This window comes from Streptomyces sp. NBC_00620, assembly GCF_026341825.1.
In the GTDB taxonomy this organism is placed as follows: domain Bacteria; phylum Actinomycetota; class Actinomycetes; order Streptomycetales; family Streptomycetaceae; genus Streptomyces.
In genome coordinates this window covers 2,521,516-2,542,136 of the sequence record NZ_JAPENY010000002.1, presented here as the reverse complement: position 1 = coordinate 2,542,136, position 20,621 = coordinate 2,521,516, and the positions used below count along the sequence as shown (strand labels likewise).

Genomic DNA, 20,621 nt, shown 5'->3' with positions numbered 1-20,621 from the left:
GGTGTGCGCCCGCCTCGGCCGCGTCAGTCGCGCAACGCGTCGATCACGCTGCTGAGGTGGGCGCGGACGGCCGCTTCGGCCGCCTGCGGGTCCCTGGCCGTGATCGCCTCGATCATGGCCAGATGCTCGCTCAGGGACTGCTGTGGCCGACCTGGCCTGAGCGCGAGCTGGAAACGGTGACGCACCAGCTGCGCGTTGAGCCGATCCAGCAGCTCCACGGCCACCTGCTGGCCGCTGAACTGCCTTACCCGGGCGTGCACTTCGCTATTGAGCTCGGAGTAGGTGATCGGCTCGCCGTCGGCCACGGCCTTGGTCATCGCCTTGCCCAAGTCCGCCAGCTCGGCCAGCTGTTCGTCGCTGGCCGCGACGGCCGCCTTGGCCGCGCACAGCCCTTCGAGGGCCATACGGCACTCGGTGATGGCCACCGCTTCCTCGACCGTCACCACCCGCACCCGTGATCCCCGGTTGCGGATCCGCTCTACCAGTCCCTCCGACTCCAGCTCGATCAGCGCTGCCCGGACGCTGGCCCGTGTCACACCGAACTGCTCAGCGAGCTCGTTCTCCACCAGCCGCTGGGCCGGTGCCATGTCGCCGCGCAGAATCGCCTGCCGCAGCTGCGTGAGCGCGTGCTGCTTGGCCTGCTCTCCGGTGCTCGGACGGGCTTCTTTCGGCATGTGCCCTCCCTGAGTGAGTGCCTGTCGAACCTAAATCTAGTCCAACAAGATTGTCAACAATTTTGTTCTCCATATTGCCGCTGCACTTCGACGACGCTACGGTCCCGCCACAGCGGTATTGAACCGCCTCTCCCGCAACGGTCGCTGCGTAGCCCCGGTCAGGAGCACCGGGCTCCGCTTCACGGAAGCTTCATACGGCGAGTGGTACGTGACTTATCGGCCGCCCGTTGTCTGGCGGTCATGCACGTTCTCCTCTCACCGCACGCCGCTGCCGACCACGGTGGTCACGGCCGGCCGGCGTCGGCGGCGCACTCCGCCCTCACCGGCTCGGCCCTGCTCGCCCTCAGCGGACTGGTGCACCGACATGCGGCGGGCGCCTCACTGGCCGAGCGGGTGATGCTGGGTCTTGAGATCGCCCTGCTGTTCGCGATGGCCGACATGCTGCGCGTCGGCCGGAGGCGTTGATGACCGAACTGGCCATCATCCTGAGCCTGTTGAACGCGTGCTGCTACGCGGCGGGCGCGCGACTCCAGTACGACGCGACCCACCAAGTCTCCCGAGAGAAGCCGACCGCGCTGTCTGCTGTCGTGCGGCGACCGCGCTGGCTGGCCGGGCTCGCCCTGCTGGGAGCCGGTACGACACTGCACATCACGTCCTTGCGACTGGCGCCCGTGACCGTCGTGCAACCGCTCGGTGTGAGTGCCGTCGTGGTGAGCGTGCTCTGGGGACTGCGGGTCCGCCGTACTGGGCTCGACCGGGCCACGGGGCTGGCGCTGGCCGCGATCGTCGTCGGGACGGGGACCTTCGCGGTGATCGCTTCGGGTGCCACCGTCGCCACTTCCGTCACGACGGCGGCCCAGTTCCAGGCCGGGGCCCTGGTCCTGCTGATCGTGACCTGCTGCGCGGGGCTTTCCAACGTGCTGCCCGGCCAAGGCCGTTGTGTGGCGCGAGCCGTCGGCGCCGGGAGCGCCTACGGCTGTATGTCGGTGCTACTGCGGGCGGCCGGTGAGGAGTTCACGTCATCCGGTGTGAGCGGGGCGCTGTGCGGCACGCTCGCCGGACTGGGCCTCGCAGCCCTCGCCGGTTTCTGGCTCACGCAGGGCGCCCAGGCCGCGGGGCCGCCCGAGGTCACGGTCGCCTGCCTCACCCTCGTCGATCCGTTCGTCGCCGTGGTGATCGGGGTCGGTCTGCTCGGCGAGGCCCCCGGGCTCGCCCCGGCCACCGTCGGCACAGCCCTGGCCTGCTGGGCGCTGGCGCTCACGGGGGTGCTCCACATCACCCGTTCAACTCCCTTTCCCCACCTCACCGCGGGTAGTCGACCCTCAGAACCGCCGAAGTACGTCCTGCAAGGCCCCCGCTCCCAGCGAATCGTCATCGGCGCCGACACCTTCCCGCCGGACGTGAACGGCGCCGCGAACTTCACCCAGCGGCTCGCCGAGGGGCTCCTGGGCCGGGGGCACGAGGTCCACATCGTCTGCCCCGCGACGGAGGCGGGCCCCGGTACCGCCGTGGAGAAGGGGATCACCGTGCACCGGATCGCCTCCCACCGAACCCTTTTCCATCCCGCCTTCCGCGTCTGCCTGCCCTGGCAGACCGCCCGGCCCATGGCCCGTCTGCTGGACCGGCTCTCCCCTGACGTGGTGCACATCCAGTCCCACTTCTCCGTCTGCCGGGCGCTGGCGGCCGCCGCACAGCGGCGTGGGACACCCGTGGTGGCCACCAACCACTTCATGCCGGAGAACCTCCTTCTTCGCGATCCCGTGGCCCGCCTGCGGATGGGCGAAGCCGGCAGGGAAATCGTCGCCGAGCACGACATCCGCCGTACGCTGGCGGCATTCGAGGACCTGTACCTCCGGGCCGCCGGAGAATCCGCAGCAGTGGCCGGGACCCTTGCCACGCCTGTGCCGGAAAGTGAGCACGATGAGTACACAGCGCGTTCTGGTCGTCGATGACGAACCCAAGATCCGGATGACCGTGCGCGGTTATCTGGAGGCGGACGGGTTCCAGGTGGTGGAGGCCGCCGACGGGCCTTCCGGGTTGCGGGCCGTCGCCCAGAACCGGCCCGACCTGGTGGTCCTCGACGTGATGCTGCCGGGCCTCGACGGCTTCCAGGTACTGCGCCGGATCCGGCAGTCCAGCCAGGTCCCCGTCATCATGCTCACCGCGCGGACCGAAGAGGTGGACCGGCTCATCGGCTTCACCAACGGCAGCGACGACTACGTCACCAAACCGTTCAGCCCACGCGAACTCGCCCTGCGGGTACGGGCCATCCTGCGGCGCACCGACAACGGCCCCGGAGGGGCTCCGGACGACGACGGCACACTCCGCTTCGACGGCCTCATCGCCGATCCGGCCACGCGGACGGTCGTGATCGACGGCGACCATACGGCGGAACTGTCCGCCCTCGACTTCGACCTGCTGGTCGCCATGGCCCGTGCTCCCGGCCGCGTGTTCACCCGGCGCGGTCTGCTCACCCAGGTGTGGGGCGAGGACTTCTTCGGTGACGAACGACTCGTGGACGTACACATTCGTACGCTGCGGCGGGCGCTGCGCGACGACGCGAACGCGCCCCGATTCGTGGGCACCGTACGGGCCGTGGGATACCGGTTCATCGGCCGTCCCGCCCAGGGCGTACCGGCCCCGAACCCACAGGACACGCCATAGTGGCCAAGGGAAAAGACACCGCCGCACGCCCCTCGGGCACCTGGCGTGCCCGGCTGCGGCGGGTCCACTCCCGCCTCTCGCTCCGCAACCGTCTGGTGCTCTCCCATGTCACGGTCCTGGTGGTGACACTGGGGGCGACAGCAGTGGCCAAGATCCTGGTCAGGGGCCCCTGGAACCACCGCGTCGACCCCGACAACATCGGCTTCTGGACCGGGGTCGCGGCCGCCGTCCTCGCGGCCGTCGTGCTGTCCCGGTTCCTGGTACGCCCGCTGGACACCATCCGCGCGGCCACCCGCCGGCTCGCCGAAGGGCGTTACGACACCGTCCTCGAACTGCCCAGCGAGCCGGGCTTCGCCGCGCTGGTCGAGGACGTGAACACACTGGCGGCCGCGCTCGCCGACACCGAGCGGCGGCGCGCCCGCCTTGTCTCCGAGATCGCCCATGAGATGCGGACCCCCATCACCATCCTGCACGGCCAGATCGAGGGCATGGCCGACGGCATCTTCACACCGGACGACGCGATGTTCGCCTCGCTCTCCGACGACCTCGACCGGCTGCGGCGGCTGGCGTCCGACCTCTCGAGTCTGTCGCGGGTCGAGGAGGGAGCCTTCGCCCTGCACTACGAGGACGCGGACGTCGCCGCGCTGGCCCGGGCCACGGCGGAGCGGCTGCGCCCCCAGTACGACGGCCAGGGAGTGGACCTCACCGTCGTGGCGGACGCACCGGTCATCGCCTTCTGCGATCCCGACCGGGTCACCCAGGTCCTGGTGAACCTGCTCGGCAACGCGCTGATCGCGTGTGATGCGCACGGCAACGTGTCGGTCTCCGTGCACGGCGAAGCCGGTCCGCAGCCCCGCGTCTTCGTCCGCGTCACGGACGACGGCGTCGGCATCCCCGGGCACGACCTGAACCGGATCTTCAGCCGCTTCGAACGCCTCGAGCACCCGGGGCGGCCCGCCCCGGCCGGCGGCAGCGGCATCGGCCTGACCATCGCCCGGGGCATCGCCCGGGCCCACGAGGGAGACGTCACCGCGGCGTCGCCGGGACCGGGCAAGGGGGCGACCTTCACTCTGTGGCTGCCGACGGCGCCGAAGTGAGCGAAGGAGGCGCGGAGGCTGCCGGTGACGGCGAAGGGAGCGCGGACGCCGGTCGTGCGTCCGTCCGGCGGGCGCGCGGTACGACGACCGGCGAGGCGTCTCCGGGGGCTTGGAGTATGTCGGCGTCCAGGGCGTAGAGCTCCTTCACCAGGGCCTCGTCGACCGTGTCGCGGGGGACGCCCTGGGCGATGACGCGGCCGTTCTTCATGGCGATGACGGTGTCGGCGTAGCGCGCGGCGGCGGCGAGGTCGTGCTGGACCATGACGACGGTGCGGCCGGTGGCGGCGACCTCGCGGACGAGTTCGAGGACGTCGACGGCGTGTCCGAGGTCGAGGGCGCTGGTGGGTTCGTCGAGCAGGACGACGGGCGTGTGCTGGGCCAGGACCATCGCGAGCCAGCAGCGCTGGCGTTGTCCGCCGGAGAGCCGGTCGAGGCGTTCGGCGGCCAGTTCGGTGGTACCGGTGGCCTCCAGTGCGTCGCGTACGGCCTGCTCGTCCTCGCGCGACCACTGGCGCAGCAGGCCCTGGTGGGGATGGCGGCCGTAGCGCACGAGCCCCGCCACGGTGACGGCTTCGGGGGCGCGCGGCGATTGCGGGAGCAGGGCGACCCGGTGGGCGGCCTGCCGTCGGCCGAGGCTCCAGATGTCGGCTCCGTCGGCGTGGACCGTGCCGGACTCGGGCCGGTGCAGCCGGGCGATGGCGCGCAACAGGGTTGATTTTCCACAGCCGTTGGGGCCGACTATGGCGGCGACCTGCCCGGCGGGGAGGGTGAGGTCGACGTCCTGGACGACGGGGCGGCCGGGGTAACCGGCGTGCAGTGCGCGGACTTCGAGGCCGGGCACTGCACCTCTCGCGTCGGCCATGGGGTGATCGTGCATGGGGAGGTCAGGCCTTTCCGGTGGTCCGGTCCGGGCGGAAGAGGACCCAGAGGAGGAAGGGGCCGCCGAGGACGCTGGTGACGACACCGACGGGGAGTTCGACGGGGGCGACGACCCGGCCCAGCGCGTCGGCCGCGGCGATGAGTGCGGCGCCGGTCAGGGCGGAGCCGAGGACCGGGACTCGGGTGGGTCCGGCCAGTCGCTGGGCGAGGATCGGGGCGGCGAGGGCGACGAAGGCGATGGGGCCGCCGACGCCCACGGCTACGCCTGCGAGAGCGACGGCGAGGGCGAGCGCGGCCGCGCGTATCCGTCGCAGGTCGACGCCGAGCGAGGCCGCCATGTCGTCGTCGAATCGCAGGAGTTGGAGGCGGTGCCCGGCCGCCAGTGAGAGGGGGACCAGGAACAGCAGGGCGATCAGCAGCGGCGTACCGACGTTCCAGTCGCGCCCGTTGAGGCTGCCGACGGCCCAAAGGAACACGCCGCCCGCGGTGTTGTCGTTCTCGCGGGACATGATGAGGTCGCTCACGGCGCCGATGAACGTGGAGACGCCGATGCCGACCACCAGGACGCGGTAGCCGGCGGCGCCCGCTCCGCCCGCGCACAGGACGACGAGGACCGCGGCGGCGACGGCGCCGAGCGGACCGAGCCACCAGTCGCCCACCATGCCGGTCGCGGAGCCGGCCGCCGAGGCGACGACGGCCGCGGTGGCGCCCTCGTTGACGCCGACGAGGTCGGGGGTGGCGAGCCGGTTGCCCGCGAGGGTCTGGGTGAGGCAGCCGGCGATACCGAGGGCGGCGCCCACCATGAGGCCGACGAAGATGCGTGGCAGCCGGAAGTCCCGCACGATCATGACGGTCCCGGCGTCGCCGGTGCCGAGCAGTCCGGAGAGGGTCTGGGACAGGCTCATCCCGGTCGAACTCGCCAGCACCGCAAGGGCGATGAGGACGAGGAGCAGGGGGACGAGGACGGCGACGGCGAGCGCGCCGCGGCGCGGGAAGAGCCAGGAGAGGCCGCCGGTGCGCAGCACCGTGCTGTCGGGCGGAGTCACATCCCGTGATGTCACTTCTGTCATGCCGCCGCTCCCGCTGTGGAGAGGCGCGACGAGCGGGCGATCCACACGAGCAGCGGCCCGCCCACGAAGGCGAGCAGCACACTGACCGGCGTCTCCCAGGGCCGGATGACGATCCGGGCGAGGATGTCGGCGAGGATCATGACATCGGCCGCGATCATTGCGGACAGGACGAGTTGGGGGGCCATCCGTGCCCCGGTGAGGGCTCGGGCGGCGTAGGGCGCGAGCAGTCCGAGGAAGGCGATGGGGCCCGCCACCGCGACCGCGCAGCCGACGAGGAGCGACACGGCCCCTGCCACGATCAGTCGGATCCGGCCGGGATGGTGGCCGAGCGAGCGGGCGATGTCGTCGCCGAGGCCGAGGGCCGACAGCGGGCGGGCGCTGCCGAGCGCGACGAGCAGACCGAGGGCGGCGAGCGGCAGCAGGGGCAGGAGGTCGGCGGTCTCGACTCCGGCGAGCGAACCGATCGTCCAGTAGCGGTAGGTGTCGTACGTCGACCGGGTGCCGAGCAGGACGTACGACGTGAGGCCGTGGAAGGTGGCGCCGAGCGCGGAGCCCACGAGGACGAGCCGCAGCGGGGAGCCGGCGGCGCGCCCGGACGCGGCGAGCAGCAGGACGACGGCGCTCGCGGTCATGCCGCCGAGCAGGGCCCACACCATCAGCGCGGCGGACGAGGACGCGCCGAAGTACGTCAGTCCGAGGACTACGGCGAAGGCGGCGCCGGAGTTGACGCCGAGCAGCCCGGTCTCCGCGAGGGGGTTGCGGGTCGCGGCCTGGAGGAGGCAGCCGGCCGTGCCGAGGCAGGCGCCGACGAGTACGGCGGCGAGGGTGCGCGGGAGGCGTACGTCCATGACGGCCAGCCGGAGTTGGGCGTCCGCGCGGGCCGCCGGGTCGCCGACCAGGTAGTCCCAGGCGCCGCCGACGGAGCTGGATCCGGTGCCGATGAGAAGCGACAGCAGCACGAGGGCCGGCAGCAGGAGGACGAGCCCCGCGGTGGCCAGGAGGACGGGGCGCGTCTCCGACGGGAGTGGCCGGCCGGATCCGGCCCGGTCGATGGCTCGCACCCCCCGGATTGTTGACACATTTGTTGACGTCCAATTTTTCATAAGGTTAGGCTAACCTAAGTTCCGACGTTCCGAACCCATCGGAACCGACAGCTTCAGCATGCCTGAACGCACATCAACTGCCTTGCTGTGCACGGATGTTGACGTCGGAAGCCCGCTTCCGCGACCACCTGCTCTCGAACACCTATGGAGATCCAAGGCCATGGCGCCGAACCCGCTCTTCCCCTCCCGTGGCATCGCCCGCCCCGCCGTTTCGGCCGCTCTTCTCGCCGCCTGCGCGCTGGTCGTGACCGCCTGTGGATCCTCGGAGAAAAGCGCCGGCTCCGGTGGCACGAGCGCGGCGAGTACGACCAAGGTCACCGACGCCACCGGCACCGAGGTGAAGGTTCCCGCCGCGCCCGAACGGGTCGTCGCGCTCAGCGAGATGGACCTCGACTCGGCGCTCACCCTCGGCGTCGAGCCGGTGGGCCTGACGGCCGGCCGCGGCCAGACGGGCGCCCCCGCCTACCTCGCGGACAAGGCCGAGGACATACCCGTGGTGGGCGCCGTGACCGGCCCCGACATCGAGAAGGTCGTCCAGGCCAAGCCGGATGTCATCCTCGCCGGGCAGCTCGCCGACGAGCAAGTACTCGCGCAGCTGCGGAAGATCGCCCCCACCGTCGTCACGATCGACGGCACCAAGAGCTGGAAGAAGTCGCTCGAACTCACCGGCAAGGTGCTCGGCAGGACCAACGAGGCCGAGAAATTCCTCACCGAGTACGACGCGAAGGTCGCGGCCCTGAAGACGGACCTCGGCGACCGGGCCGGAGCGAGCGTCTCCGTGACGCGCTACTCGGCCAAGGGCTCGGCCGTCATGCAGCAGGGCGTGTTCATCAGCGACGTCCTCAAGGACCTCGGCTTCGAGCGGCCCGGAATCCAGGCCGATCAGGGCGAGGGCCACTCGACGCCGATCAGCGAGGAGAACCTCAAGGAGATCGACGGCGACTGGCTGTTCATCGGCACCCTCGACCCGGGCACTTCGGACGCCGCACTGCTCGCCGCGCTGGCCAAGAAGGCGGCGTACAAGCAGCTCAGCGCCGTACAGGACAAGCACGCGACCGTGATCGACGGTTCCAAGTGGACGAGCCTGGGCGGCGCCGAGGCGGCCGTCTCGGTGCTCGACGACATCCGGAAGGCCATGGTCAAGTGAGCACCGGAACCGAGCTCGCCGGAAGGCTCGCCCTGGTGACCGGCGCGGGCCGGGGCATCGGCGAGGCGGTGGTTGCGGCGCTCCTCGAGCAGGGCGCCCGCGTCCTCGCCACCGACCTGGCCTTCGAGAACGTGCCGGACCTCGCCGACAAGTACGGCGAGCAGGTCACCGCCCGCCCGCTCGACGTCACGGACGCCGCCGCCGTCGAGGCCTTGGTCGCTGAGGCCGAGCGCACCCTCGGACCGCTGGACATCGCGGTCAACGTCGCCGGAATCCTCAGGAGTTCGGACGTCTTGGACCTGACGGACGAGGACTGGGCGGCCACCTTCGCCGTCAACACCAACGGCGTGTTCCACGTCTCGCGTTCCGTCGCCCGCCGGATGGCAGTGCGCGGCCGCGGCAGCATCGTCACCGTCGCCTCGAACGCGGCCGGTATCCCCCGCGCCGGACTGGCCGCCTACGCCGCCTCGAAGGCCGCGGCCGTGATGTTCACCAAATGCCTGGGCCTGGAGGTGGCCTCACGGGGCGTCCGGTGCAACACCGTCTCCCCCGGCTCGACCCTCACCGACATGCAGCGCGCGCTGTGGACCGCCTCCACCGACCAGGAGGAAGCGACCCGGCGCGTCATCGAAGGTGACCTCGCGACACACCGCACGGGCATCCCGCTCGGCCGGATCGCCGACCCCGCCGACATCGCCGACGCTGTCGCCTTCCTCGTCTCCGACCGTGCCCGTCACGTCACCATGCACGACCTGTACGTCGACGGCGGCGCCACCCTCCGGGCCTGAACCGGCCCCCGCCGCACCGACCACGGTCGTGCCACCTCTCCCCCACTGGAGACACCCCATGTCTGCATCCCTGCACGAAGCCGTCACCCCCACCCTGGTGTCCCCCGGCACGGCGACCGCCCTGCTCGACGCCTACCGCCCCGGCACGGACCGGTTCCTCGCCTCTCCCCGGCACACCCTCCTCGGCCGTGGCACCGCTGCCGAAATACCCCACGACACACGGCCGTTGGCGCGCCGGGTGCGGGAGGTCCTCGACGCGCGAAGGCGCGCGGGCGCCCCGGCTCCGATCGTCGTGGGCTCACTGCCCTTCGCCCCGGACGCCCCGCCCTCACTCGCCGTCCCGGAGTCCGTGCGGTGGGCTCCGCCGCTGCGCGAGGACCCGCTCATCGCGCTGCCCGTACCCGACACCGACGAGCGAACCGACTGGCAGGTGACGGCAGTTCCGGCCGCCGCACGCTACGGCGAGGCGGTCGCCGCCGCCGTCGGGCGGATGCGGGCCGGGGAGTTCGACAAGGTCGTCCTCGCCCGCACCCTGGAGCTCACCTCCCCGCGCGAGCCGGACCTGCCCGCCATGCTGCGCCGACTGGCGCGCCGGGACCCGGCCGGATACACCTTCGCCGTCCCCAGCGGCCCCGGCCGCACGCTCATCGGCGCCAGCCCCGAACTCCTCGTCGCCCGCCGGGGCGGACTCCTGACCGCCAACCCGCTGGCCGGCTCCGCGCAACGCAGCCCCGACCTCGCCGAGGACGTCCGACGCGCTGCGGCCCTGCTGGAGTCCCCGAAGGACCTGCACGAACACGCCGTCGTCGTCGCCGCCGTACGAGAGGCACTCGCACCGTTCTGCACCCGCCTTGAGGTGCCGGAGCGGCCCACCCTGGTGCGTACGGCGGCCATGTGGCACCTGTCGACGACCGTCACCGGCGAACTCGCCGACCCCGCCGTCTCCGCCCTCGACCTGGCGTCCGCCCTGCACCCCACTCCGGCGGTGTGCGGCACGCCTACCGAGGTGGCCCGTGCCGTCATCGCCGAGCTGGAGCCCTTCGACCGCGGTCCCTACACCGGCATGGTCGGCTGGCAGGACGCGGACGGTGACGGCGAGTGGGTCGTGACGATCCGCTGCGCCGAGGCCGAGGGGCGCTCGCTGCGGCTGTTCGCGGGGGCGGGTGTGGTGGCCGCCTCGTCGCCGGAGGCCGAGACGGCTGAGACGGGCGCCAAGTTCCGTACGTTCCTCAGTGCCGTGGGGGCCTCGCTGTGACTCCTCTCGCCACCACCCCAGGCGTCGACGCACCGACCTGGCCGGCCGAGTTCGCCGAGCGCTATCGCAAGGCGGGCTACTGGCGCGGCGAGACCTTCGGAGGCATGCTGCGCGAGCGCGCCGCCGCCCATCCCGACCGGATCGCCCTCGTCGACCCGGCGCCCGAGCGGCGCACCTGGACCTACCGGGAACTGGACGAGCGCGCCGACCGGCTGGCCGCCGGGTTCGCGGCGCGCGGGATATCCAAGGGCGACCGGGTCGTCCTGCACCTCCCGAACGCCGGCGAGTTCTTCGAGGTCGTCTTCGCGCTGTTCCGCATCGGCGCGCTCCCGGTGTACGCGCTGCCCGCGCACCGCGAGACGGAGATCGGCTACTTCTGCTCCTTCACCGAGGCCGTCGCCTATGTGATCCCCGACAAGCACGCGGGTTTCGACCACCGTGTACTGGCCTCACGGGTCAAGGAACGCACGCCGAGCCTGCGGCACGTCTTCGTCGTCGGCGATCCCGGTGAGCACACGGCATTGGCCGAGGTGGCGTGCGACCCGTCCGAGGTGCCCTCTGGCGAGGGCGACCCGTCCGAGGCGCTCTCCTGTCCGGAGCCGCACGAGCTGGCGTTCCTTCAGCTGTCCGGCGGCACGACGGGCGTACCGAAGCTCATTCCGCGCACGCACGACGACTACCTGTACTCGCTGTGGGGCTCCAACGAGATCTGCGGTGTCGACGCGGACACCCGCTTCCTGGTCGTGCTGCCTGCCGCGCACAACTTCCCGATGAGTTCGCCCGGTTGGCTGGGCGTGCTGTACGCCGGGGGCACCGCCGTGCTGTGTCCCGGGCCCGATCCGGCGACCGCTTTCCCCCTCGTCGAGCGGGAGCGGATCACCATGACGGGGCTGGTTCCGCCGCTCGCGCTGGTGTGGACAGAGGCCGGTCCGGGGACCGAACACGACCTGTCGAGCCTGAAGTTGGTGCTCGTCGGCGGCGCCAAATACAGCGAGGAGGCGGCGCGCCGGCTGTCACCCGCGCTGGGCTGCCGGCTGATGCAGGTCTTCGGGATGGCCGAGGGGCTCGTCAACTACACCCGGCTCGACGACGACGAGGAGACGGTCGTCACCACGCAGGGTCTGCCGATCTCCCCGGACGACGAGATCCGGATCGTCGACGACGCCGGATTCGACGTCCCCGACGGGGAGTTCGGGCATCTGCTGACGCGCGGCCCGTACACCATCCGCGGCTACTGGCGGGCTCCCGAGCACAACGCGACAGCTTTCACCGAGGACGGCTTCTACCGCACCGGCGACATCGTGCGCCGTACAGCGAGCGGCCACCTCGTCGTGGAGGGCCGGGCCAAGGACCAGATCAACCGGGGCGGCGAGAAGGTCGCGCCGGAGGAGGTCGAGAACATCATCCTCGCCCATCCGTCCGTGCACGACGTGTCCGTCGTCGCGGTGGCCGACGCGTACCTCGGCGAACGCTCCCTCGCCTACGTGATCCTGCGCGAGGGCGCCGATGCTCTGAAACCCGTCGCCATCAAGCGGTTCGTCCGCGAGCGCGGCGTCGCCGCCTACAAGGTCCCCGATCTCGTCGAGTTCGTCGACGCCTTCCCGCAGACCGGGATCGGCAAGGTCAGCAAGAAGCAGCTGCGGTCCACCGCCGTCGCCGAGCAGCACTGAAAGGCCCAGATCTCCCATGGCACTTCCGGCCATAGCCCCCTATCCCCTGCCCACCGAGGACGAGCTGCCCGCGAACCGCGTCGCCTGGACCGTCGACCCCGCGCGCGCCGTGCTGCTCGTCCACGACCTGCAGAACCACTTTCTCGACGCGTTCCCTGCCGGTGAACCGCCCCTCACCGGGATGCTCGACAACACCGCCCGGCTGCTCGACCGCGCCCGGAGCCTCGGCATACCGGTCGTGTACTCGACGCAGCGGGGCGGGCAGACGCCCCGGCAGCGCGGGCTCCAGCTCGACTTCTGGGGCCCCGGTGTCGCCAACGACCCGCATGCGCTCAGCGTGCCGGACGTGGTCGCGCCGCAGCCCGGCGACCGGATGCTCACCAAGTGGAAGTACAGCGCGTTCGTGCGCACCCGGCTGGAGGAGCAGCTCAGCGACGAGGACCGCGACCAGCTGATCGTCGTCGGCGTGTACGCGCACATCGGGGTGCTCATGAGCGCCTGCGACGCGTGGATGCGGGACATCCAGGCGTTCGTCGTCGCCGACGCCGTCGCCGACTTCTCGCGCGAGGACCACGACATGGCACTGCGCTGGGCCGCGGGGCGCTGCGCGGTCGTGACCACCACCGACGCGATCTTCAAGGAGGTGTGAGCCCCATGGCCCTCACCCTGGAGCAGATCCGCAGCGACGTCGCCGACTCCCTCGGCGAGGCCCCCGCGGACATACCCGTCGACGAGAACCTGCTGGACTACGGCCTCGACTCGGTCCGCGTCATGGCCCTGCTGGAGCGCTGGCGCCGCGAGCACGGCGTCGAAGCGGCCTTCGCGGACCTCGCCGAGCAGCCCGCGATCGAGGCCTGGGCGCCACTGCTGGGGGTCGTCTCATGACCGTCCTCATGACGGGCGACACGGGCACGGAGGTCACCGAACTGCCGCTGACGGCCGCCCAGTCGGGCATGTGGTACGCGCAGGCCCTCGATCCGCTCAGCCCCGCGCAGAACACCGCGGAGTGCCTGGAGATCGAGGGGAAGGTCGACCCGGAACTCTTCGCCGCCGCCCTGCGGCAGGTCGTCGCCGAGGCCGACTCGCTGCGCGTACGTGTCGAGGACACCCCGGACGGCCCGCGCCAGCACATCGCCACCATGGTCGAACTGCCGCTGACCGTGCGCGACCTGCGGGGAGCGAAGGACGCCGAGGAGCAGGCCGAGGCGTGGATGCGCGCCGACCTCACCGAACCTTTCGACCTCGCGGCGGGCCCGCTGTTCCGGCACGCCCTGTTCCGCGTCGGCGAACGGCGGTGGCTGTGGTACCAGCGCATCCATCACCTCGTCATGGACGGCTTCGGCTACTCGCTCCTCGTCCGGCGCACCGCGGAGGTGTACTCGGCGCTCGCACGGGGCGAGAGGCCGGGGCCGCGCACCTTCAGGGCGCTCGCCGACCTCGTCGCCGACGACGCCGAGTACCGCTCCTCGGAGGCCTTCGAGGCCGACCGCGCGCACTGGGCCCAGGCGTTCGCCGACCGTCCTGAGGCACCCCGACTGGCCGGGCGCGGTGCGCTGCCCTCACGGACGTTCCGCCGCCGTACGACGTACCTGCCGCCGCGGACCACGGAGGGCCTGCGCGAGCTCGCCGCCCGGTGCCGTGCGACCTGGCCGGACGTCCTGATCGCCGCGCAGGCCCTCTACACCTCCCGGGCGACCGCCCAGTCGGACGTCGTGCTCGGCCTGCCGATGATGGGCCGCATGGGCTCGGTCGCGTTGCGCGTGCCGGGCATGGTGATGAACGTGCTGCCGCTGCGGCTGACGGTCTCCCCCGACGCGACCTTCGCGGAGCTGGTGCGGCAGGTCGTGCTCGGCATCCGCGAGGTCCGCCGCCACCAGCGCTACCGCTACGAGGACATCCGCCGCGACCTGGGAATGCTTGGCGAGATGCGCGGCCTGGTCGGCCCGCTCGTCAACGTCATGCCCTTCGACTACGGCGTGGACTTCGCGGGCGCGCCGACGAGGGCGCGGAACCTGTCGGCCGGCCCGGTCGACGACCTCACGGTCAACATCTACGACCGCACCGACGGCCACGGCCTGCGCATCGACCACGACGGCAATCCGGCGCTGTACGAGGACGCCGAACTCGCCGCACACCAGGACCGGTTCCTGCATCTCCTGGACGGGCTCGCCAGCACCGACGCGCAACTGCCGCTCGCCGCCCACGGCATCGCGACTCCGGCCGAACACGCCCTGGTCGTCGAGGAGTTCAACCACACCGACCGCGAGCTGCCGCCGACCACACTCATCGGTCCCATCGAGTCGCGTGCCGCGCGGACCCCGGACGCGACGGCTCTGGTGTACGGGGACACCTCCCTGACCTACGCGGATCTCAACGCCCGCGCCAACCGGCTGGCCCGGCACCTGCAGACCCTCGGTGCCCGACCAGGTGCGGTGGTAGCGGTCTCGGTGCCCCGCTCGGTGGAGCTGATCGTCTCCCTGCTCGCCGTGCTGAAGGCAGGCGCCGCGTATCTGCCGCTCGACCCGGACTACCCGGAGCAGCGGCTCACCTACATGCTTCAGGACGCGGCGCCGGTGTGCGCCGTCACCGACCGGACAGGTCGCCTCCCCGAGGACACCGGGACCCCGCTCGTCGTCCTGGATGGGCTCGACGTGTCCACGCACTCGTGGGTGAACCCGCCGCGAGCGCTCACTCCGGCCGACCCCGCGTACGTCATCTACACCTCCGGTTCCACCGGCCGCCCCAAGGGCGTCGTCGTCCCGCACGCGGCGATCGACAACCGGCTGCGCTGGATGCAGCACGCGTACGGACTCGGCGCCGAGGACCGGGTGCTGCAGAAGACGCCGTCCTCGTTCGACGTGTCCGTGTGGGAGTTCTTCTGGCCGCTGCGCCAGGGTGCCACGCTCGTCGTCGCCGAGCCCGGCGGTCACAAGGACCCCGTCTATCTGGCCCGGCTGATACGCGAACAGGCCGTCACCACCTGCCACTTCGTGCCGTCGATGCTCCAGGTGTTCCTGGCGGAGGCGGACGCCACCGCGTGCGAGAGCCTGCGCCGGGTCTTCTGCAGCGGCGAGGCCCTTCCCCGCGAGACCGCGAACGCCTTCGGGCGCATGCTGCCGGGCGCACGGCTGCACAACCTGTACGGGCCGACGGAGGCCGCCGTCGACGTCACCTACCACGCCTGCGCCCCACAGGGCACGGGCCCGGTGCCGATCGGACGGCCGGTGTGGAACACCCGCCTGTACGTGCTCGACGCCGCGCTGCAGCCCTGCCCGCCAGGGATTCCTGGCGAACTGTACTTGGCAGGGGCGCAGTTGGCCGACGGCTATCTGAACCGTGCCGAGCTGACGGTGTCCCGGTTCGTGGCCGACCCGTTCGGCCCGTCCGGGGGCCGTATGTACCGCACGGGCGACCTGGCGCGCTGGACGGAGCAGGGCGAGGTCGAGTACCTGGGCCGCACCGACCACCAGGTGAAGTTGCGCGGGCAGCGCATCGAACTCGGCGAGATCGAGGCGGCGTTGGCCGCACAGGACGGCGTGGACGGCGCCTGTGCGCTGGTCCTCGACGACCGGCTCGTCGGGTACGTGACGGGGAGCGCAGACCCCGCGGCCGTACGGGCGGCGCTGGCACGCGAGTTGCCGGAGCACATGGTCCCGGCTGCGGTCGTCGCGCTCGACGCCTTCCCGCTGAGCCCCAACGGCAAGCTGGACCGCCGCGAACTGCCCGCCCCGGTCTTCGCCGGCGGCGAGGGTGCCAGGCGCCCTTCAGATCCACGCGAGGAGGCGCTGACGCGGCTGTTCGCGGAGGTGCTCGGCGTTGAACAGGCCGGTCCCGACGACGCGTTCTTCGACCTGGGCGGCACCTCGCTGCTCGCGGTGCGGCTGGTGGCACGCATACGGGAGGAGCTCGGCGCCGAGCTGACGATCGGCTCGCTGTTCGAGGCCCCGACGCCGGCTGCGCTCGCCGCCCGGCTCGATTCCGTGGCAACGACGTCCGCATCCGAGGACGCGCTGGATGTCGTACTGCCGCTGCGCGCCGAGGGTGACCGGCCTCCGCTGTTCGCGTTCCATCCGGCGGGCGGCATCTCCTGGTGCTATGCGGGCCTGTCCGCCCGGCTGGGTCCGGGTCAGCCCGTGTACGGCATCCAGGCCCGGGGCCTGGTCCGCGACGAACCGCTGCCCAGCACGCTGCAGGAGGAGGCGGCGGACTACGTCGAGCGGATCCGCGAGGTCCAGGCAAACGGCCCGTACCGCCTTCTCGGCTGGTCCGTCGGCGGGATCCTCGCGCACACGGTTGCGGTGCTGCTCCAGGAGGCCGGGGAGGAGGTCGAACTCCTGGCGCTGCTCGACGCGTTCCCGGCCGAGCAGTGGCGCGAGCGGCCCGCCCCCGAGGAGGGCGACGCGCTCACCGCCGTACTGCGCATGGCGGGCTTCGACCGCACGGACGAACGCACCAAGGACGACGTACTCGCCACGCTGCGTCGGGCGGGCAGCCCGCTGGCCGGACTCGGCGACCACACCCTGTCGAAGATCGTCGACATCGTGCCCAACCACGCCCGCATGATGCGCGAGCACCAACACCGGCTGTACGAGGGCGACTTGCTGTTCTTCACGGCCGCCGCGCCGCGTGCCGAGGACTGGCTCACCCGCGAGGCCTGGCGCGCGCACGTGACCGGAGCCGTCGTCAATCACGACCTGGACTGCACGCACCCGCAGTTGATGCGGGACCGGCACCTCGACGACATCGCCGCGCATCTCGCGGCCCGCTTGAAGGAGCTGGACGCATGACCCCGCTTCAGTCCGGACCGTTCGATCCGGGGACCGAGGGCCAGGACACCCACCTGGTGCTGGAGAACGCCCGGGGTCAGTCGTCGCTGTGGCCGGCCTGGCGTGCGGTGCCGCAGGGCTGGAGCGCGCTGTTCGGCCCGGCCCCGCACGAGGCGTGCGCGGGCCGGGTGGAGGCGAGGCAGCGATGACCGGCTCGGTGCACCCCGCCGCCGCGCACCCCGGCTCCGGCTCAGGGTCCGGACAGCAACTCCACCAGCCCGTCGGCCAGTTCCGTGCGCCAGCACAGGTAGTCGTGTCCGCCGTTGAACTCACGGTAGGAGGCGTCGTCGTAACCGGCGGCGGCGAGGGTGTCACGCAGGCGGCGGGCGGCGGGAAGGGCCACCCACTCCTGCTCGCCGAAGGAGAGGCGGAAGCGCACCGGCAGCCGGGGACCGTCGGCGATACGCCCGGTCAGCCACTCCGGCTCCGGGCCGACGGGCCACCAGAACGAGCCCGACTGGACCAGGACGTTGCCGAAGCGGTGCGGGGCCGTGAGGCCGGCATAGGCGGCGGTGAGTCCGCCGAGGCTCTGGCCGGCGATCACGGTGCGCTCGGGGTCCTGCGTGACCGGCAGTCGCTCGGCCGCCCATGGCAGCAGTTCGTCCGCGAGGAAGGCGACGAACTCCGGACGGCACGTCAACTCGGCCCAGCGGGTGTCCGCGTCCACCGACTCGGGCAGCACGGCGGCGAGCGGCGGGATACGGCCGGTCGCGATGAGGTTGTCGAGGAGGTGCGAGAGACCGAGCCGCGGCTGCCAATGCTCGCCGTCGAGCAGGACCAGGACGGGCAGGTCCGCCAACTCACGGGCGGGTACGGGGGGTTCGTACAACCAGACGCGCCGGGTCCCTCCGAGGCGCGCACTCTCCACCTTGTGCTCGGCGGCCGTGCCGCGGGCGACGTCGGGCCTCGGCGTCCAGTCCACCGCGCGCGGCGCGGCGGGGAGTTCGGCGTACGGGACGGGATCGCCGCTCCAACGGCGGGGAAGCGAACGGGAGTTGAAGGGGTCGGCGCGCCGTTGGGTGCGCAGCCATCGCCAGTACTCGGGGGTGCCCGGCTCCGGGCCGCCCCCACCCTCGTCGACGTAGAAGTCGTACGTGCCGCGCCAGTCGTGGCGCAGGCGGAGCGTCCAGTGCCAGACGTCCGTACCGGGGACCCGCTCCATCAGGTTGCCCTCGGGGACGCGCGGGTCGCCGAGCTTGTTCGGCAGGACCTGGACGGCGCGGGTGGCGGGGGTGCCGCGCCACAGGTACGTCACGGCGACATGGTCGGCGCTGCCCCGGGGGTCGGGCGAGACGAGCGGGGTGCCGCGTCGGCGGATCCCGGCCCAGAACTCCTCGACGCCTTCCGGCGCGGGCAGCGGGCAGCCCGGTTCCGGGAGTCGCGGCAGCGCGTAGGGGCGCGGCAGTCGGGGCGGGTGGTGCGGGGCGCCCTCGGGCGGCACGAGCTCGAACATGCGGCTGGACTCCGGATGAAGGGGGAACTGACCTGCATTTATTAGGTTAGCCTACCCTAATTTAACTTTTCATCACCTTTTGCACCGGATACCGCCGATAAATCGCGCCCGAGTGCCCGCTACTTCCCTCACGTCAGCATCCAGGAGCAACCCACCATGACCTCCGAGAGACCCTTCTCCCCCACCTCCGTCACCACGCCGTCGGCCCGTACCGCCCGAGCCAGGGTCGGCCGCATGGCCGCGCTCACCGCCGGGGCGACTCTCGGTCTCGGCGCCCTGGCCGTACCGTTCGTCACCGCGGCCTCGGACGGGGTGGACACCACGCCCGCGGTGGCGCTCGCGGCCGACGCGGCGGCGCCCGCGGTCACACTGGGGACCACCTCCGTGAAGCCCGGCGGCGAAGTGTCGTTCACGGCGACCGGTTTCCCCGCCGGGGGGACCCTGAGCATCAAGTTCGACGACAAGACGCTGCTCAAGCAGTTCACGATCGGCGCGGACGGCAGTGTCTCGGGGAGCGTGACGGTACCGGCCGACGCGACCGTCGGCGGCGAGCACTGGCTGCGCTTCCTGGCGCCGCAGACGAGCATCCGCAGCGAGAACCTGACGGTGACGGGCGACGCCACGACGCCCACTCCGACTCCGACGCCTACGCCAACCCCCACGCCGACTCCGACTCCCACTTCGACGGCCACGCCCGCGGTGAAGCTCACCAGCGGTGCGAAGGTCGCGGCGGGCGGCAAGGTCTCCTTCACGCTCTCCGGATTCACCAAGGGGCAGACCGTCACGGTCAAGCTGGACGACAGCGAGATCCTCGGTCAGTGGACGGGCGCCGTGGGCTCCGACGGCACGTTCTCGGGCACGGTCACCGTCCCCGCCTCCACCTCGGCGGGGGCGCACTGGCTGCGCGTCCTCGCTCCGAACCCGGCGACGAGCCTGAAGGCCGACATCACGGTAACGGCCTCCGACAGCGGAACCACGGGCGGCGGCTCGAGCTCAAGCGGCGGTTCGAGCGGTGGATCGACCGGCGGATCAGGTACCAGCGGCGGTTCGGGAACGAGCGGCGGCTCCGGCAGCACGACCGGGACGTCCGCCACGATCACCGCGGGGTCCAGTGTCGCCGCCGGAGGCAAGGTCTCCTTCAAGGTGACGGGCTTCCCTGCCGGCGAGCAGCTCACCGTGAAGCTGGACGACAGCGAGATCATCGGGCAGTGGTCCGGGGGCATCGGCGCGGACGGTTCGTTCTCCGGCAGCGTCACCGTCCCGGCGGGGACCGCCAAGGGTGCCCACTGGCTGCGTTTCCTCGCTCCGAACCCGGCGACGAGCCTGAAGGCCGGCTTCACCGTGACCTCCGGTTCCGACGCGGCCACGGCTGGCGGGTCCGGTGCGAGCGCCAGTGCCTCCGCCACCCCGGTCCCCGCCGCTTCGGGCGCCCCGGCCAGCGCGTCCAACTCGGCCGGCGCGAAGGCCGAGATCACCGCAAGCCAGGTGCAGCCCGGCGGCACGCTGCACTTCAAGGTGACGAAGTTCCCTGCCGGCGAGACCGTCACCATCAAGCTCGACGACGACGGCATCCTCGGCCAGTGGCAGGCGGATTCGGCAGGCTCGTACGAGGGCGACGTGGCCATCCCCGCCGACACCACCGCGGGCGCGCACTGGCTGCGCTTCCTCGCCCCCAACCCGCCCACCACGCTCAAGGTCGAATTCACGGTGACCGAGCCGGGCACGACGGCGGACTCGGGCAGCGGCCTGACGTCGGCCACCGCAGCGCCGGAGACGGTACCGAACGCCGCCGTGGCCGCATCGGTCGAGAGCTCCGTGTCGGTCGCGACGATCGCCTGGTCGGCAACGGCCGCCGCCATCGGCGGCGCCGCCGGAGCCGCGGGCACCACGGTGTTCGTCCTGCGCCGCCGACCGCAGCACGCGGCCGGGAGCTGACACCCCAACAGACCCCCACATCCATCCCCCACCCCATCCACCGCGCCCTTGAGGCGTATC

Annotated in this window: 18 protein-coding genes; 13 read left to right on the top strand and 5 right to left on the bottom strand. The window is 71.8% G+C overall.

The genetic code is table 11. The annotated features are described in order from the left end of the window. Window positions 1–23: 23 nt before the first annotated feature. Window positions 24–674, bottom strand: a complete 651-nt coding sequence (locus tag OG246_RS30680; RefSeq protein ID WP_266470427.1) for a GntR family transcriptional regulator — start codon at window positions 672–674, stop codon at window positions 24–26. 240 nt (window positions 675–914) lie between these two features. Here OG246_RS30680 and OG246_RS30675 point away from each other — a divergent pair, with 240 nt between their 5' ends. Genes OG246_RS30675 through OG246_RS30660 form a run of 4 tightly spaced genes read left to right on the top strand, consistent with a single transcriptional unit; the run spans window position 915 to window position 4,435 of the window. Beyond that, window positions 915–1,139 (top strand): hypothetical protein, encoded by a 225-nt coding sequence (locus OG246_RS30675; RefSeq protein ID WP_266470424.1) that lies wholly within the window; start codon window positions 915–917, stop codon window positions 1,137–1,139. Continuing rightward, the gene (locus tag OG246_RS30670) at window positions 1,139–2,626 is read left to right on the top strand and encodes a glycosyltransferase (protein ID WP_266470421.1); all 1,488 of its coding nucleotides are present in this window, start codon (window positions 1,139–1,141) and stop codon (window positions 2,624–2,626) included. Before OG246_RS30675 ends, OG246_RS30670 begins: the two co-directional genes overlap by 1 nt. After that, entirely contained in the window at window positions 2,595–3,338 is a 744-nt protein-coding gene (locus OG246_RS30665; protein WP_266470418.1) for a response regulator transcription factor, read from the top strand. The genes OG246_RS30670 and OG246_RS30665 overlap by 32 nt, the downstream gene beginning before the upstream one ends. Then, window positions 3,338–4,435, top strand: coding sequence for a cell wall metabolism sensor histidine kinase WalK (locus OG246_RS30660; RefSeq protein ID WP_266470416.1), 1,098 nt, complete (start codon window positions 3,338–3,340; stop codon window positions 4,433–4,435). Before OG246_RS30665 ends, OG246_RS30660 begins: the two co-directional genes overlap by 1 nt. On the opposite strand, the gene OG246_RS30655 is transcribed toward OG246_RS30660, so the two are convergent. The 3 genes from OG246_RS30655 to OG246_RS30645 are packed head-to-tail and all read right to left on the bottom strand — an operon-like array spanning window position 4,404 to window position 7,382. Continuing rightward, the gene (locus OG246_RS30655; RefSeq protein ID WP_266470414.1) at window positions 4,404–5,297 is read right to left on the bottom strand and encodes an ABC transporter ATP-binding protein; all 894 of its coding nucleotides are present in this window, start codon (window positions 5,295–5,297) and stop codon (window positions 4,404–4,406) included. The genes OG246_RS30660 and OG246_RS30655 overlap by 32 nt on opposite strands. Before the next feature lie 22 nt (window positions 5,298–5,319). Further along, window positions 5,320–6,384: an iron chelate uptake ABC transporter family permease subunit gene (locus OG246_RS30650; RefSeq protein WP_266470412.1), complete on the bottom strand. Its 1,065-nt coding sequence runs from the start codon at window positions 6,382–6,384 to the stop codon at window positions 5,320–5,322. Beyond that, window positions 6,381–7,382, bottom strand: coding sequence for an iron ABC transporter permease (locus tag OG246_RS30645; RefSeq protein ID WP_266471028.1), 1,002 nt, complete (start codon window positions 7,380–7,382; stop codon window positions 6,381–6,383). The genes OG246_RS30650 and OG246_RS30645 overlap by 4 nt, the downstream gene beginning before the upstream one ends. A gap of 265 nt (window positions 7,383–7,647) precedes the next feature. Here OG246_RS30645 and OG246_RS30640 point away from each other — a divergent pair, with 265 nt between their 5' ends. The 8 genes from OG246_RS30640 to OG246_RS30605 are packed head-to-tail and all read left to right on the top strand — an operon-like array spanning window position 7,648 to window position 17,322. Then, on the top strand, window positions 7,648–8,634 hold the full coding sequence (locus tag OG246_RS30640) for an ABC transporter substrate-binding protein (protein WP_266470409.1): 987 nt from the start codon (window positions 7,648–7,650) through the stop codon (window positions 8,632–8,634). Next, window positions 8,631–9,422 carry a 2,3-dihydro-2,3-dihydroxybenzoate dehydrogenase gene (locus OG246_RS30635; RefSeq protein ID WP_266470407.1) on the top strand — a complete coding sequence of 264 codons (792 nt, stop codon included), beginning with the start codon at window positions 8,631–8,633 and terminating at the stop codon, window positions 9,420–9,422. Before OG246_RS30640 ends, OG246_RS30635 begins: the two co-directional genes overlap by 4 nt. Before the next feature lie 58 nt (window positions 9,423–9,480). Then, on the top strand, window positions 9,481–10,677 hold the full coding sequence (locus OG246_RS30630) for an isochorismate synthase (protein ID WP_266470405.1): 1,197 nt from the start codon (window positions 9,481–9,483) through the stop codon (window positions 10,675–10,677). Then, window positions 10,674–12,347 (top strand): (2,3-dihydroxybenzoyl)adenylate synthase, encoded by a 1,674-nt coding sequence (locus tag OG246_RS30625; protein WP_266470402.1) that lies wholly within the window; start codon window positions 10,674–10,676, stop codon window positions 12,345–12,347. The genes OG246_RS30630 and OG246_RS30625 overlap by 4 nt, the downstream gene beginning before the upstream one ends. Window positions 12,348–12,363: 16 nt before the next feature. Then, window positions 12,364–12,996 (top strand): isochorismatase family protein, encoded by a 633-nt coding sequence (locus tag OG246_RS30620; protein WP_266470399.1) that lies wholly within the window; start codon window positions 12,364–12,366, stop codon window positions 12,994–12,996. A gap of 5 nt (window positions 12,997–13,001) precedes the next feature. Continuing rightward, window positions 13,002–13,232, top strand: coding sequence for a phosphopantetheine-binding protein (locus OG246_RS30615; RefSeq protein ID WP_266470397.1), 231 nt, complete (start codon window positions 13,002–13,004; stop codon window positions 13,230–13,232). After that, window positions 13,229–17,134 carry an amino acid adenylation domain-containing protein gene (locus OG246_RS30610; protein ID WP_266470394.1) on the top strand — a complete coding sequence of 1,302 codons (3,906 nt, stop codon included), beginning with the start codon at window positions 13,229–13,231 and terminating at the stop codon, window positions 17,132–17,134. The genes OG246_RS30615 and OG246_RS30610 overlap by 4 nt, the downstream gene beginning before the upstream one ends. After that, a complete protein-coding gene (locus OG246_RS30605) occupies window positions 17,131–17,322 on the top strand; it encodes an MbtH family NRPS accessory protein (RefSeq protein WP_266470386.1) in 192 nt (63 codons plus the stop codon). Before OG246_RS30610 ends, OG246_RS30605 begins: the two co-directional genes overlap by 4 nt. 41 nt (window positions 17,323–17,363) lie before the next feature. Here the strand turns inward: OG246_RS30605 and fes are convergent, their stop codons facing one another. After that, window positions 17,364–18,626 carry an enterochelin esterase gene (gene fes / locus OG246_RS30600; protein WP_266470384.1) on the bottom strand — a complete coding sequence of 421 codons (1,263 nt, stop codon included), beginning with the start codon at window positions 18,624–18,626 and terminating at the stop codon, window positions 17,364–17,366. Between the two features lie 156 nt (window positions 18,627–18,782). On the opposite strand from fes, the gene OG246_RS30595 reads away from it, so the two are divergent. Beyond that, the gene (locus OG246_RS30595; protein WP_266470382.1) at window positions 18,783–20,561 is read left to right on the top strand and encodes a hypothetical protein; all 1,779 of its coding nucleotides are present in this window, start codon (window positions 18,783–18,785) and stop codon (window positions 20,559–20,561) included. Window positions 20,562–20,621: the final 60 nt, after the last annotated feature.